The sequence below is a fragment of the Micromonospora sp. NPDC047738 genome, from assembly GCF_040642675.1.
GTDB lineage: Bacteria > Actinomycetota > Actinomycetes > Mycobacteriales > Micromonosporaceae > Micromonospora.
Window position 1 is genome coordinate 1 of sequence record NZ_JBEYSO010000001.1, and the last position, 13543, is coordinate 13543.

A 13543-nucleotide genomic window follows, 5' to 3' on the forward strand; every position below is an offset into this window, starting at 1 on the left:
GTCTTAGAGTGACCCCCCTCTATACCGGAGCTCCGCTGCTTCGTCTCCGTGACACGCTTGACAACCCACCATGCCGCCTAACTGAACGGCGTTGGATCTAGGCCGCTACGTGCACGCGCTGAGCCAGGCTGGCGAGCTGGTAGCTCGGCCGGCCCCGGCCACGGCGCATCCAGTTCTGGACGAGCTGCCTGCTGATGGCATGGTGGCGGATCTGCTCGGGCGCCTTCTGCTCGGCGGCGAGAACGACGGCCATTGCCTCATCCGTTCTGTTCCACGCGCTCAGCGCCCGCGCCGTCTCCAACGCGTGCCTCGCCTGCCGCTCGACAGGTAGGCCCGTGGTGTCGATACGCGGACCGAGGTCGATCGCGACCTGCACGTCATCGAGGTCCATCGCGGTCGTCACTCGATGGATGGCCACGTTGGTCGGGCCGAACGCGGTCCACAGGTGGTTAGCGTCATGACCAAGCCGCCGCGCAGCTTCGTCACCCTCGCTCAGAAACGATCGAATGGTCGCCCGGTCCTCGTCACGAGCTGCGGCTACCGAACCGGCGAGGAACAAGGCCCCATAGACCGACAGGTCTGCGCTTCCATGACCTGCGGCACTCGTACGCGACCTGGCTGGTCTCCGACGGCGTCCCAATTAACGACGTGGCGAAGGTGATGGGACACGAGCAGACCTCGACCACGCTGAACCGCTACACCCACTCGACGGCTGAGCGCGACCGCGGGTGCTGAAGTCCTTTGCTGCCTTCTCGCTGCCTCCGGGCAACGACTGATCTTCAGATACAAGTCAAGGCCCCTCGATCGAGGGGCCTTGAGCTTGTCTTATTCATGGTGGGCGATACTGGGATCGAACCAGTGACCTCTTCGGTGTGAACGAAGCGCTCTCCCGCTGAGCTAATCGCCCTCAGCGCCGATGACTCTACCTGATCGACACTGCGGACCAAAAACCCGGGGGTCAGTGCGTCGCGAGGTAGTGCAGGGCCCGGGCGACCAGGTCGATGCCGAGGCTGTACTTGAGCGAGAGCCACACCACCACGCTCACGAACACCAGCCCGACCGCACCGAGCACGAACCGCACCGGCAGCGACTGACTGGTCGCCCAACGGGTCCAGGCCTGCACGTTGCGCCGGGTGAAGGTGAGCAGCCGGCGGGCCCAGATGAACTCAACGGCCCAGACGCCCAGCCCGGCGATCACGAGCAGCCAGCCGGGCCCGGGCAACGGGATGAGGGCGATACCGACAGTGACGACGATCGCGCCGGCGATGGCAATGAAGATCTTGAGGGTGACCCGACCGGTGGGGTTGGCGCGGATCAGGTCGAGGGTGGTCTGCGCCCGGGTCCGCCAGCCGCCGCGGCGCCGCTCGGCGACGGCGCTGCCGGCACCGCCCTGGGGGGTGCCGCCAGCACCCCGCGGACCGCCGTTCACCGACACCTCGTACCCCCGCCTTTCGGCTGCTCGGGCCGCTCCTTTCGGCGGGTCGGCCGTGGCCCTCGGCTCCACCGAGGAACCCTTCGTGACCATTTCCACCCCCAGTGTCGCGCGCGACCGTCACCCCTGCTGAGGACTGGACGTTACCGGAGTAAGTCGACGACTGAACCACCCGTTGCCGGGCGGGACGACGGACTGGGCAGAAGAGGGAATCCTACAAGAATTTTCACATTCTCGGAGGCGTTCCGACCCCCTTCCCACCACTGGGTGAAGTCAGCGTATGGCGGAGCGTAGCCAGGAGTAGCGGCTGAGTATGGGAAAAGCGGGACACGCGCGTTCCGCAGCGGTGCCGGGGGGAGAACGTCCATGAGTGTCATCCGACCGACGACCGTAGAGGTCGAGACGTCGCTAAGGCTCGTCGCGCCTGACGCCACCGCCTTGCCGGTGCGTGCCAGCTTGCGTTACGACCCTGCTGACCCGTATGCGGTCCATGTCCTGTTCCACGCCGAATCCGCCGGTGGCGAGGCGGTGAGCTGGTCGTTCGCTCGCGAACTGCTGGTCACCGGGCTCGACGAGCCGGCCGGCATCGGCGATGTTCGGGTCTGGCCGTGGGCCACGCCGCGCGGCGACTTCGTCGCGCTCGCGCTGTCGTCCCCGGACGGCAACGCCCTGTTCGAGGTCCCACGCAGCGTCCTCGTGCGCTTCCTGCGCCGGACCTACGTCGTCGTCCCGCGCGGCCGGGAGGCCGAGCACCTGGACGTCGACACGGCGGTCAACCGGCTGCTCGCCGGCCGCTGATGACGCACACCGGGGCCGTGCGGATCTGCCGAGTCCGCGCGGCCCCGGTCCGTCACCAATTCGGGTACGCCGTCCGTGCTGCCCGATTCAGCCGTGAGTGGTGATTCCGCCGTCGACCGGGATCACCGCGCCGGTCAGGTACGCGCCGGCCCGGGACGACAGGTAGATCGCGGTGCCCGCCATGTCCTCGGAGCGGCCGATCCGGCCCAGCGGCACCTGCTGCTCGATCGCGGCCCGGGATGCCGGATCGTCCAGGGCGAAGGCCATCATCTTGCTCTCGAACGGCCCGGGGGCGATCGCGTTGACGGTGATCTGCTCGCCGGCGAGCTGGTGGGCGAGGCTGCGGGTGAGCATGTGCACGGCCGCCTTGGTCGCCGAGTAGGCGTACACCTCCATCCAGGGCACGCGGAGGCCGTCGATCGATCCGATGTTGATCACGCGGGCCGGATCGTCGGCGCTGGCTGCCGCGCGCAGCGCCGGCAGCAGCGCGGTGGTGAGCCGGAAGACGGCCTTGACGTTGACCGCCCAGAGCTTGTCGAAGGCGCTCTCCGGGTATGCCTCCAGCGGCGCGCCCCAGGTCGCGCCGGCGTTGTTGACCAGCACGTCGAGCCGGTCGGTGCGGTCCTGCACGGCGGCGGCCAGCCCCAGCGCGCCCTCGTCGTGGCTCAGGTCGGCGGGGATCGCCTCGCAGCGGCCGATGTCGGACAGCTCCTTGGCCACGGTCTCGCAGACGTCAGCCTTGCGCGAGGAGATGATGACCTTGGCGCCGGCCTGGACGAAGCCTCGGGCGATCATCAGCCCGATCCCTCGTGAACCGCCGGTGACCAGGACCGTCTTGCCTTCGACCGAGAACAGATCCGTCATGCCCATCCCATCGCGAGTCGGCGGGGCCGCGGGTCGGTCGGACGACCCATGCGCTACCGATCGGTAACCTAACCGCCTCGCCTTCCCGGCGACAAGACCCGCCCGGTCGGGTGAAACTGCCAAGGTGCAAGGTGCGCCGGGCAGGGTTAACGTCGAAGACGATGGTCACTAACGGTCAGCTTTTCCCGGCAACCCGCACCGACCTGTCCGCCCCCGGCTACGACAACGACGACATCACCACCGGCGCCCTCGCTGACCTCGCGCCCGGGCCCGGCTGGCCCCGCCCCGTCCTGCTCGACGCGGACCTGCTGATCCTGGTCACCAGCGGTCACGGCACCGCCGAACTGGACTTCCGGGCCCGGCCCTGCCGGCCCGGCACCCTGCTGTACGTCCGCCCCGGCCAGGTGCTGCGCTGCCTCGGCCCGCACCTCGACGCCACCGTGGTCTGCTGGGGGGCCGGGACGCTGCGCGGCCTCGACGTCGACCCGGACGCGGTGCCGGCCTACCGGCAGCTCGCCGGGGAGGACGAGGACGCCGTGATCAGCGAGGTGACCCAGCTGGCGGTCGACGCCGAACGGCACGCCGGGGTGCCCGCCGCCGCCGTGCTGCTCCGCCACCAGCTCGCCGTGCTGCTGCTGCGGCTGAGCCTGCTCCCCGGCGGAGCGGAGCGGCAGACGACCCGCGCGGAGACGGCGACCTTCCACCGGCTCTGCCGGGAGGTGGAGCGCGGCTACCGGCACACCCGCCGGGTGGAGGACTACGCGGCGCAGCTCGGCTGCTCAGTGCGTACGCTCACCCGGGCCTGCCTGGCGGTGACCGGCCGCAGCGCCAAACAGGTGATCGACGAGCGGGTGGCGTTGCAGGCCAGCCGGCTGCTCGCCGCCACCGACGAACCGGTCGCCCGGATCGGCCGGCGACTCGGCTTCCCCGAGCCGACCAACTTCGGCCGCTTCTTCACCCGCGAGATCGGGGTGAGCCCCGGCGCGTTCCGGGCCGCCCGGGAACGACCACTGCCCGTCCGCGTGGTGCGCCCCCGCCCGCCCGTCGACTCCCCCGCCCAGCCGCGCCGGGCATGATGGCAGGGTGCAGATCTCCGCGCGCGGCGACTACGCGGTCCGGGCCGCACTGAGTCTGGCCACCGCGTACCCCGCCCTGCTGTCCACCCAGGCCATCGCGGCCGAGCAGGACATGCCCCGCAAGTTCCTCGAGGCCGTCCTGGCCGACCTGCGCCGGGCCGGGATCGTCCGCGCCCAGCGCGGCGCCGAGGGCGGCTACACCCTGGCCCGGCCACCGCGCGAGGTCACCATCGGGCAGGTGCTGCGCGCCGTCGACGGCCCCCTCGCCGGGGTACGCGGGCTGCGCCCCGAGGAGACCCGGTACGAGGGCGCCGCGGAGAACCTGCCCCGGCTCTGGGTGGCCGTCCGCGCCGCCGTGCGGCAGGTCGTCGACGAGGTGAGCCTGGCCGAGATGGCCAGCGGCAAGCTGCCCGGGCACGTCCGCAAGCTGATCGCCCGCCCCGACGCCTGGGAGCCGCGCTGACCGGCGACCCGGTCGAGCGCCGGCGGCTCGGCGGCGGGTGGGGTCACCACGGGGACTGCTGCGGCCCGAAGGTGGTGTAGCCGCCGCGGTGGCGCAGCAGCGGGTCGCCGTCCGGCCCTGCGGCGAGGGCCAGCGGCGTGCCGAGCACGATGGTGTGATCACCAGCCTTGATCCGGCGGGTCACCCGGCAGAGCAGCACGGCGAGGGCGTCGCCGATCAGCGGGACCCCGAACGGGCCGGTGTGCCAGCCGGGGTGGGCGGCGAACCGGTCGATGCCGCTGGTCGCGAAGATCCGGGCCACCTCCTGCTGTTCGGCGGAGAGCAGGTGCACGGCCACGTGCTCGGCGTGGGCCACGGTGGGCCAGCTGGACGATTCCCGCCCGAGGCAGAACGACACCAGCGGCGGTTCGAGGGACACCGAGGCGAACGAGGTGGCGGTGAAGCCGGCGGGCGGCAGCGCCGGCAGGTGCCGGCCGCCGGACAGGCCGGGCGCGGTGACCACGGTGACCGTGGACGCCTGGCGGCGCAGCAGGGCACGGAACGAGTCGTCGTCGACGGGGCGCAGCTCGGCGGCGCCGGGACGGTCCACGGTGGTCATGCGGTCACCAGCTCTCAGGGGGCGTACGCGCTGGCCGGGCGGGGCACCCGGTAGTGCTCGCGCCGGGTGTGACCGGCGGGTCGGAACCGGCCGCGCCGGGCGGGCCGGGCCGCGGTGCGCCGGCACGGGAGCGGACGGGTGGAGGAGATACGGACGGGTGGCCGAGCCGGAGCAGCCGGGTCAGCTCAACAGAGCGCGCTCGCGTGCCGGACCAGGTCGACGTGCACGCGAGCGGTGAGCAGAAGCTCGTCCCGCTGCGACATGATCTCATGGTGCCGGCCGTTCTCCGGGCCGGTCAACGCTCTACCACAAAGTGAGACTTGCATCCCTTACATCGTCACCCGCCGCTCTCACCAGCATTTGCCTCCCACCTAACACCTACCCGGTGGATAGAGATTCAGCAGGGTGGAGCGGCCCGTCCAGTGCGGATCCGACCCGGTTTCGCAAACCACCGGTTCGGGCATGTTCGAGGCCGCAGAGGCAGGCAGACGGGAAGGAGCCAGGCGATGGGCATCATGTTCCGCAAACGGAAGAAGTTCGGCCCGCTGATCCTCAACTTCACCGAGAAGGGTTTCTCCTCGTGGAGCATCAAGGTCGGCCGATGGTCCTGGAATTCGCGTACCCGGGCGCACCGGGTGGACCTGCCGGGGCCGCTGTCGTGGAAGCAGGACAAGTCGCGGGCGTGACGCCCTGAGGTCGGGCGGGGGGGCCGGTGCACCACCGGCACCCCGCCCGGCGTCCGGGCGAATTTTCTCTTCTGGGCGAACCGGCCGCCCGACCAGGCGGAGAATCGCGGCGTGGCGAACGGGGGGTACCGGCGGGAACGACTGCGGGCGCTGCTCGCCTGCCTGCTGCTGGTGGCCGCGTACTTCCTCGTGCCGGTGGCCCCCGACCCGAACGCGGCCCGGCTGACGCTGCGCGCGGTGGGCACCCTGCTCGTGGTGGGCGTCGTCGCCGCCCTGGTCACCCGCCAGGTACGCCGTCAGCTCACCGCCCCGGCCGGCAGCACGCCGGCCCGCTCGCTGGCCAACCTGGTCGTGGGCCTGGTCGCCGGCCTGCTCGTCTTCGCCCTCGCCGACTACATCATCGCGAACAACGCCCCCCACCAGTTCTCCGGCCTGTCGACCCGGGTGGACGCGCTCTACTTCGCGCTCACCACGCTGACCACCATCGGCTACGGGGACGTGCACGCGCAGGGGCAGGTCGCCCGGGTGGTGGTCTGCGTCCAGATGCTGTTCAGCATCGGGGTGATCGCCACCGGGGCGTCCATCGTGGTCCGGCAGGTCACCCAGCTGCGGCAGCCGAAGCGGTGATCAGCACGTCACCGCCGAGCCGGCCGTGCTCGGGCTGCCGGGTCACCGCCCCGGAGGCGAGCAGCGAGGCCAACGCCCGGTTCGCGTCGGCGGCCCGGTAGACCGTCGAGGTGGCCGCGAAGCGGCGCAGTTCGGTCACCGTGCCCGGGCCGGAGCGGGTGAGCTCGGCGAGCAGCTCGCGCCGCAGCGGGCCCGGATCGGGTTCGAGGGTGATGTCGAGCAGCCGCCCCGCCGGGTCGGCCGGGTCGCGGTAGCGCACTCCGGCGTACTCGTCGACCGCCCAGAGCGCGTCCTTGAGCGCCTCCAGGCTCCGGTCCGAACCGGTGGCGTAGCCGAGCAGCCGCGCTGGCGCACCGTCGGCGGGCACCAGTTCCACCTCGGTGACCAGCGGGAACCCGGCCGCGGTCAGCGCCGGCCGCAGGGGCCGCCCGGGCGCGGTGACCAGCAGCAGCTCGGCCGGGCGGCCGGATGCGGCGGCGGCCACCACGGCCGGGTCGGGATCGCCGCCGTCGACCACGGTCAGCAGCGGAGCGCCGGCCGCGCCGGCGGCCTTGAGCGCCACCGGCAGCCGGTCCGGATGGCCCGGCACCACGTGCACGGCCACGTCCGCCGGCAGGGCCGCCGCCACGGTGCCGAGCCGGGCCGGCAGCTCCGCGCCGCCGGCGGCGAGCACCAGCACGGTCAGCCGCCGGCCGCGCAGCCGGTCGGCGAACTCGGCGACCACCCGCAGCGCCTCCTCGGCGTCGCCGGTGTCGCGGCCGGCGGAGGCGAGGGCGAGGGTGGCCCGCCGGGAGCGGTGCAGCGCTGCCGGCAGCCAGTGGTCGAGCTGCCGGACGAGCAGTTCGCGCAGGACGGCGTCGGTCGACATCCTGCCGTTCTACCGCATGGCCGATTCAGGCCGAGACGGAGATGCCCACGCCGCCACGGGTCTGGCCGCCGTAGCGCTGCCGCTCCCGGTCGAGGTCGAGCCGGCCGATCCGCTTGCGGGCGGCCAGGGCGGCCTCGTCCAGCAGGTCGGCGGGGACGATCCAGACGATCTCGAACTCCAGCCCGTCCGGGTCCCGGCCGTAGAGGCTCTTGGTGGTGCCGTGGTCGGAGGCGCCGACCAGGGCGTCGGCGGCGGCCAGCCGCTCGGCGGTGGCGGCCAGCTCGTCGAGGGTGTCGAGCTCCCAGGCCAGGTGGTAGAGGCCGACGGTGGCCCGACCGGCCGGGGAGGGGCCGGCGGCCGCGCCGATCTCGAACAGGCCGAGGTCGTGGTCGTTGGTGGAGTCGGGCGCCTGCAGGAAGGCGGCGCCGTGGAACCCGTCCGGGGTCATCGGGACCGGACGGAAGCCCAGCACGTCGCGGTAGAAGGCGACGCTGCGCCCGAGGTCGCGGACGTAGAGGACGGCGTGGTTGAGGCGGTGGATTCCCATGACCTCGACGGTAGCGCGGTTTTGTTGAGCGCTCAACAACAAGCGGTATGATGGTCGCCATGACCCGGTGGCTGGACCCCGACGAGCAGCGGACCTGGCGCGCCTTCCTCACCGCCTCCCGGGCGCTGATGGACACCCTCGACCGCGAACTGCAACGCGACGCCGGCATGCCGCACGCCTACTACGAGATCCTGGTCCGGCTCTCCGAGGCCCCCGACCGGCGGCTGCGGATGAGCGAGCTGGCCGACGCCACCGGCTCCTCCCGCAGCCGGCTCTCGCACGCCGCCGCCCGGCTGGAGGCGGCCGGCTGGATCCGCCGCGAGGACTGCCCCACCGACCGGCGCGGGCAGATCGCCGTCCTCACCGACGACGGCTTCGCCACCCTCGCCGCCGCCGCGCCCGGCCACGTCGAGGGCGTACGCCGGCACCTGTTCGACGCGCTGAGCCCCGCCCAGGTCGACCAGCTGCGACGGATCAGCGAAACCCTGGCCGACCACCTGACCGGATCCTGACCAAACTGATCCACTCCGGGTCTTGTACTTACCGTCGCCGGATGAGCACGATGGGGCGTGACCTCCGGCTTCGCTGACCTGACTGTCCAGGCGCACCACCTGGTGTCCGAAGGCGACCTCGCCGGTGCCCAGCGGCTGCTCGCCGACGCGCTGGTCGACGCCGATCCGCGTCCCGCCAACGCCTCCCCGGAGCTGGCCGAGGCCGCCGGCCTCCAGGCCCGGGTCCTGATCGCGCTCGGCGAGCCACACTCCGCACGCGGCTGGGCCGCCTTCGCGTACGCCGCGGCCACCCGGCTGTACGGGCGCTCCGACGAACGCAGCGTCACCGCCGCCGCCACCCTGGCCGCCGTGCTGCACCGGGTCGGCAGCGACGCCCGCGCCGCCCGGCTCTACTCCAACGTCATCATCGAACTGACCGCCCGCGACGGACCGGAGTCGCAGCGGGTGCTCGCCGCCCACGCCGACCTGGCCACCGTCGAGTACGCCCGCGGCCAGTGCGAGATCGCCCGCGACCGACTGCAGACCACCTGGGAACTGCACCGCGAGGTGTACGGCGACGACCACCCCAGTGGCATCAAGATGCTGGCCAAGCTCGGCGCGATGGAGCGCGACTGCGGCCGGTACGCCGAGTCCCACGAGCACCTGGCCCTCGCCGAGGAGCTGTGCCGGCAGCACCTGCCCACCGACGACCCGCTCACCGCCCAGGTGGCCGGGCTGGCCCGGGCCGCCGCCGACCCGGACCACGTCTGCGCCGAACCGGAGCCACCCGCCCGGCCGGCGCCGGTCGTACCGGCCGCCCGGGTCCCCCCGCCCGCCGAGGGGCCGCCCGAGCCGACCCTTCCCGAGCCGCCGCTCTACCACCCGCCGGACCGCGCCGACGGCGCGCGCCCCGGCGTGCCCGCCCCCCGGACACCACCCGAAGCCGCCGACGAGCCGTTCGACGACCACCCGTGGCCGCCGGACGAACCGACCGAGGAACCCTGGCGCCCCAGGGAGAGCGCGCTGCCCCCGACCGTGGTCGGGCTGACCGACGACGAACCCGAGGGCGTACGCCGGGTGGCGCAGCCCGCCGAACCCGAGGCGCCACCGCGCCACCTGCCGGTGCACGTGCCCCGGCCGCCCGCGCCCGAGGGCCGGACCGGACCACGGCTGCCGCTGGTGGTGGCCGGGGTGATCGTGGTGCTGCTGATCGGCGCGATCGCGGTGGTCGCCGGCGTGTCCCGGCTGGACCGGTCCCGGGAGGCGCCCGGCCCCTCCCCCACCACCGGCCACGCCGCGACCGGCACCCCCTCCGGTACGCCGAACGCCGCGCCCGCCGCCTCCCCCGGCACCCCGCCTCAACAGGTTCGGCTGACCGACCGGCGGGACAGCATCCTGCTGAGCTGGACCTACCCGGCCGGCGCCGAAGGGCCGCTGGTGGTCGCCGGGGGCCGCACGGGTCAGCCGCAGCACACCTTCCTCGAACTGCCCGCCGGGACGGACAGCTACATCGCCTACGGGCTCGACCGCAGCACCGACTACTGCTTCACCGTCGCGCTGGTGTGGTCCACCGACACGGTGGCCCGGGCCCCCTCGGTCTGCACCCGCCGCGGTTGAGTCAGTCCGCCTCCGGGTCGACCAGCGCCGGCAGCCGCACGGTCACCCGCAGCCCCGGCCCGGACTCGGTCGCCGGGTCCGCTGGCGCGGCATCGGCGAGGTCGACTCCGCCGCCCGCGCGGCGGACCAGTTCGCGGACGATGGCCAGGCCCAGGCCGGCGCCGCCGGCGTCGCGCGCCCGCGCGTCGTCCAGCCGGGTGAACCGCGCGAAGACTCGCTCCCGGTCGGCCGCCGGGATGCCCGGCCCGTCGTCGGTGACCGTCACCAGGTGGTACGCCTGCCCCGGGCCCGCCCCGCGCTGCCCGGGCACCGGCGGGTCGGGGTGCGGGCCGGTGACGTCGAGCCGCACCTCGCCGCGAGCGTGTCGCAGTGCGTTGTCCACCAGGTTGGCCAGCACCCGGCGCAGCTCGGCCGGGTCACCCTCGGTCCACAGCGGCCCGGACGGCGGCGCGAGGCGTACCGGCGGGGACGGGTAGCGGTCGGCGACCGTGCGGAGCAGCTCGCCCAGCTCCACCGGGCCCACGATCCGCGCCGGGGACCCGTCCGGCCGGGTGGCCTGCTCGTCGACCCGGGCCAGCAGCAGCAGGTCGTCGACGAGCCGGCTCAGCCGGTCGGTGTCGGCGAGCAGGTTCTCCGTGACCGCCGGCCAGTCCGTCCCGTCGCCCAGCCGGCGGGCCACCTCCAGCTCGGTACGCATGTTGGTCAGCGGGCTGCGCAGCTCGTGCGCGGCGTCGGCGACGAACGCCCGCTGCCGGGCCCGGGCCGCCTCCAGCCGGTCGAGCATGTCGTTGAGAGTGATCGCCAACCGCTGGATCTCGTCCGCCGCGGCCGGTACGGGCAGCCGCCCCGGCCCGGCCCGGCCCGTGATCTCGGCGGCGCCGCGACGCAACGACTCCACCGGGCGCAGCGTCGCGCCGATCACCCGCCAGGCGACCACGGCGAGCCCGGCGACGAGCAGCGGGAAGCCCACCAGCAGCAGGGTCCGGACCATGTGCAGGCTGTGCCGGACGTCGCTCATCGACTTGGCGACCAGCACGGTGAGCGGCTCGGCCGGGGTGCCCGCCGGCACGGTCACCACCCGTACCGGGCCGGTGAGCCCGACCCGCCGGCCGTCGACGACGAGGCGCTGGCGCTGCCCGGCGCGGAGCTGGTCGGGGCTTAGCATCGGCACCAGCCGGTCGGCGTCGATGGAGGCGGCCCGGATCCGGCCCTGCCCGTCCACCACCTGCACCCGGAGCTGCCCGCCGGCGACCGGTAGCGGGTCGGGCAGGGCGTCGGAGGCGCCGAGCAGGGCCACCGCGTCCGCGGTCCGGAACGCCTCGGCGTCGACCGTGCGCTGCAGCGTCCAGCCGAGCGCGCCGAGGAGCAGCACCCCGCCGAGCGCGAGCCCCACGCTCAGCCCGGCCACCCCGATCACCAGCAGCCGGGCCCGCAGGCCGAGGCTGGGCAGCCAGCGGCGCGGGCCGGTCATGTGGCAAGCCGGTAGCCGGCGCCCCGGACGGTCTCCAGGCGTTCCCGGCCGATCTTGCGGCGCAGGTAGCCGACGTAGACCTCGACGGCGTTGGGGGCGGTGTCGAGGCTGGCGTCCCAGACGTGGTCCAGCAGCTCGGTCTTGGACACCACCTGGCCGGCCCGGCGCATCAGGTAGTCGAGCAGGGCGTACTCGCGGGTGGTCAGGGCCACCTCGGCGTCGGCCCGGGTCACCCGCCGCCGGGCCGGATCCAGCCGCAGGTCGCCGACGGTGAGCACGGTCGGGCGTTCCGGCGCGCCCCGGCGCAGCAGCGCCCGCAGCCGGGCCAGCAGCACCACGTACGAGAAGGGCTTGGTGAGGTAGTCGTCCGCCCCGCAGTCCAGCCCGTCGGCCTGGTCGTACTCGCCGTCCTTGGCCGAGAGCATGAGCACCGGCAGCCAGTGCTCCTCGGCTCGCAGCCGGCGCACCACCTCGTACCCGGACAGGCTGGGCAGCATCACGTCGAGGATCATCGCGTCGTAGCCGCCGTGCCGGGCGGCGTCCAGCCCGGCCGGGCCGGTCGACTCGACGTCCACCGCGAACCCCTCCGCCGCCAGGCCCCGCCGCAGCGCGGACGCGAGCCGCGTCTCGTCCTCCACCACCAGCAACCGCACCCGTCCAGGGTGCCACCCGGGTGACACCCCTAGGGAATCTCCTCAGCGGCCTCACAGCGACCCTCCTGCACCATTACGGTCAGGAGGTGCCCATGATGTCCGTACTGAAGAACCGTGCCGTGCTGCGCTGGCTGGTCCCGGTGACCGCGGGGGTCGCCGTGGTCGGCGGCGGCGCCGCGATCGGCACGTTGGCCGCCGGGGCCGACCCGGCCCTGCCGCCGCGCACCGCGGCGCAACTGCTCGAGGATCTGCGCTCGTCCCGCCTGGACGGGCTCTCCGGCACCGTGGTGCAGCGCGCCGATCTCGGGCTGCCGCCGATCGCCGACCTGGCCGGCGCGGCCGGCGGCAACGAGCTGGCCAGCCTGGTCACCGGCACGCACACCGTGCGGGTCTGGTACGGCGGCCCGGACCGGCAGCGGATCGCCCTGGTCGACACGCTCGGTGAGCGGGACATGCTGCGCAACGGCCGCGACGTGTGGACGTGGAGCAGCCGGACCAACACCGCGTCGCACCGGACGCTGTCGGCCACCGACAAGACGATGCCGTCCGCGCCGGCCACCCCGGTCGAGGCCGCCGACAAGGCGCTCGCGGCGATCGACCCGAGCACCGCGGTCACCGTGGGGCGGACGGCGAAGGTCGCCGGCCGGGACGTGTACGAGCTGGTGCTGACGCCGCGCGACAAGGACTCGCTGGTGCATCAGGTGCGGGTCGCGCTGGACGCGAAGGAGCACGTGCCGCTGCGGTTCGAGGTGCTCGCCGACGGCGCCGACCAGCCGGCGTTCGAGGTGGCCTTCACCCAGGTCGACTTCCGCACGCCGGACGCGGACCAGTTCCGGTTCAACCCGCCGCCGGGGGTGACGGTCACCGAGGAGAAGGCGAGCGCGCCCGGGCCGGCCCGGCAGCACCGGCCGGACGCCGAGCGGCGGCCGGACGTGCGTACGGTCGGGACCGGCTGGACGACGGTGCTGGTGGCGAAGTTGGACGCCGCCGGCCTGACCGGTGGCGGCGCCCCGAATGCCCGGGGTGCCCGGCCGGGCGAGGCGGCGGGGCCGGCCGGCGACCCGGGCCGGGCCGGCGCGGACGCGGTGGCCGGGCTGCTGGGTGGGCTGCCGAAGGTGAGCGGTGACTGGGGCAGCGGCCGGCTGCTGACCGGGAAGCTGTTCAGCGTGCTGCTCACCGACGACGGCCGGGTGCTGGCCGGCCTGGTCACGCCGGAACGGCTCTACCAGGCGGCCAAGGGCTAACCTACGAAGCGAGCCTGATCAGGGGCCCGGACGGCGGAAGCCGGCCGGGCCCCTGATGCGTGTGCGGAGGAAGCGCGGCGCGGCGGTGTGAGGTGGCCACGGACGGCC

Annotated in this window: 18 protein-coding genes and 1 tRNA gene; 9 read left to right on the plus strand and 10 right to left on the minus strand. The window is 73.7% G+C overall.

Annotated features, from left to right (window positions below; genetic code table 11):
* Positions 1-97: 97 nt before the first annotated feature.
* The gene (locus ABZ783_RS00005) at positions 98-559 is read right to left on the minus strand and encodes a hypothetical protein (protein WP_357433121.1); all 462 of its coding nucleotides are present in this window, start codon (positions 557-559) and stop codon (positions 98-100) included.
* Positions 560-618: 59 nt separating this feature from the next.
* On the opposite strand from ABZ783_RS00005, the gene ABZ783_RS00010 reads away from it, so the two are divergent.
* A complete protein-coding gene (locus ABZ783_RS00010) occupies positions 619-735 on the plus strand; it encodes a tyrosine-type recombinase/integrase (protein WP_357434264.1) in 117 nt (38 codons plus the stop codon).
* Between the two features lie 97 nt (positions 736-832).
* On the opposite strand, the gene ABZ783_RS00015 is transcribed toward ABZ783_RS00010, so the two are convergent.
* Both ABZ783_RS00015 and ABZ783_RS00020 read right to left on the minus strand, forming a co-directional pair.
* Positions 833-907, minus strand: a tRNA-Val gene (locus ABZ783_RS00015).
* Between the two features lie 51 nt (positions 908-958).
* The gene (locus tag ABZ783_RS00020) at positions 959-1525 is read right to left on the minus strand and encodes a TIGR02611 family protein (protein WP_357433123.1); all 567 of its coding nucleotides are present in this window, start codon (positions 1523-1525) and stop codon (positions 959-961) included.
* A gap of 273 nt (positions 1526-1798) precedes the next feature.
* On the opposite strand from ABZ783_RS00020, the gene ABZ783_RS00025 reads away from it, so the two are divergent.
* Positions 1799-2230, plus strand: a complete 432-nt coding sequence (locus ABZ783_RS00025) for an SsgA family sporulation/cell division regulator (RefSeq protein WP_007457244.1) — start codon at positions 1799-1801, stop codon at positions 2228-2230.
* Positions 2231-2317: 87 nt separating this feature from the next.
* On the opposite strand, the gene ABZ783_RS00030 is transcribed toward ABZ783_RS00025, so the two are convergent.
* Positions 2318-3094, minus strand: a complete 777-nt coding sequence (locus ABZ783_RS00030) for an SDR family oxidoreductase (RefSeq protein ID WP_357433125.1) — start codon at positions 3092-3094, stop codon at positions 2318-2320.
* Between the two features lie 161 nt (positions 3095-3255).
* On the opposite strand from ABZ783_RS00030, the gene ABZ783_RS00035 reads away from it, so the two are divergent.
* Positions 3256-4170, plus strand: a complete 915-nt coding sequence (locus ABZ783_RS00035; protein WP_357433127.1) for an AraC family transcriptional regulator — start codon at positions 3256-3258, stop codon at positions 4168-4170.
* 7 nt (positions 4171-4177) lie between these two features.
* Positions 4178-4633: an Rrf2 family transcriptional regulator gene (locus tag ABZ783_RS00040; protein ID WP_357433129.1), complete on the plus strand. Its 456-nt coding sequence runs from the start codon at positions 4178-4180 to the stop codon at positions 4631-4633.
* Between the two features lie 43 nt (positions 4634-4676).
* Here the strand turns inward: ABZ783_RS00040 and ABZ783_RS00045 are convergent, their stop codons facing one another.
* Together ABZ783_RS00045 and ABZ783_RS00050 are read right to left on the minus strand one after the other, a co-directional pair.
* Positions 4677-5231: a flavin reductase family protein gene (locus ABZ783_RS00045; protein ID WP_357433131.1), complete on the minus strand. Its 555-nt coding sequence runs from the start codon at positions 5229-5231 to the stop codon at positions 4677-4679.
* Positions 5232-5416: 185 nt separating this feature from the next.
* The gene (locus ABZ783_RS00050; RefSeq protein ID WP_357433133.1) at positions 5417-5530 is read right to left on the minus strand and encodes a putative leader peptide; all 114 of its coding nucleotides are present in this window, start codon (positions 5528-5530) and stop codon (positions 5417-5419) included.
* Positions 5531-5737: 207 nt separating this feature from the next.
* Here ABZ783_RS00050 and ABZ783_RS00055 point away from each other — a divergent pair, with 207 nt between their 5' ends.
* Together ABZ783_RS00055 and ABZ783_RS00060 are read left to right on the plus strand one after the other, a co-directional pair.
* On the plus strand, positions 5738-5917 hold the full coding sequence (locus ABZ783_RS00055) for a DUF4236 domain-containing protein (protein WP_073836337.1): 180 nt from the start codon (positions 5738-5740) through the stop codon (positions 5915-5917).
* A gap of 111 nt (positions 5918-6028) precedes the next feature.
* Positions 6029-6544: a potassium channel family protein gene (locus tag ABZ783_RS00060; protein WP_357433135.1), complete on the plus strand. Its 516-nt coding sequence runs from the start codon at positions 6029-6031 to the stop codon at positions 6542-6544.
* On the opposite strand, the gene ABZ783_RS00065 is transcribed toward ABZ783_RS00060, so the two are convergent.
* Positions 6516-7412, minus strand: a complete 897-nt coding sequence (locus ABZ783_RS00065; protein ID WP_357433137.1) for a hypothetical protein — start codon at positions 7410-7412, stop codon at positions 6516-6518. The genes ABZ783_RS00060 and ABZ783_RS00065 overlap by 29 nt on opposite strands.
* A gap of 25 nt (positions 7413-7437) precedes the next feature.
* Complete coding sequence (locus ABZ783_RS00070) at positions 7438-7959, minus strand: VOC family protein (RefSeq protein ID WP_357433139.1); 522 nt, start codon at positions 7957-7959, stop codon at positions 7438-7440.
* 50 nt (positions 7960-8009) lie between these two features.
* On the opposite strand from ABZ783_RS00070, the gene ABZ783_RS00075 reads away from it, so the two are divergent.
* Positions 8010-8471: a MarR family transcriptional regulator gene (locus ABZ783_RS00075; RefSeq protein ID WP_357433140.1), complete on the plus strand. Its 462-nt coding sequence runs from the start codon at positions 8010-8012 to the stop codon at positions 8469-8471.
* 57 nt (positions 8472-8528) lie between these two features.
* On the plus strand, positions 8529-10067 hold the full coding sequence (locus ABZ783_RS00080; RefSeq protein WP_357433142.1) for a tetratricopeptide repeat protein: 1539 nt from the start codon (positions 8529-8531) through the stop codon (positions 10065-10067).
* Position 10068: 1 nt separating this feature from the next.
* On the opposite strand, the gene ABZ783_RS00085 is transcribed toward ABZ783_RS00080, so the two are convergent.
* On the minus strand, positions 10069-11538 hold the full coding sequence (locus ABZ783_RS00085) for an ATP-binding protein (protein ID WP_357433144.1): 1470 nt from the start codon (positions 11536-11538) through the stop codon (positions 10069-10071).
* On the minus strand, positions 11535-12191 hold the full coding sequence (locus ABZ783_RS00090; protein WP_357433146.1) for a response regulator transcription factor: 657 nt from the start codon (positions 12189-12191) through the stop codon (positions 11535-11537). The genes ABZ783_RS00085 and ABZ783_RS00090 overlap by 4 nt, the downstream gene beginning before the upstream one ends.
* Positions 12192-12286: 95 nt before the next feature.
* Here ABZ783_RS00090 and ABZ783_RS00095 point away from each other — a divergent pair, with 95 nt between their 5' ends.
* Positions 12287-13435 (plus strand): sigma-E factor regulatory protein RseB domain-containing protein, encoded by a 1149-nt coding sequence (locus tag ABZ783_RS00095; protein WP_357434266.1) that lies wholly within the window; start codon positions 12287-12289, stop codon positions 13433-13435.
* Positions 13436-13543: the final 108 nt, after the last annotated feature.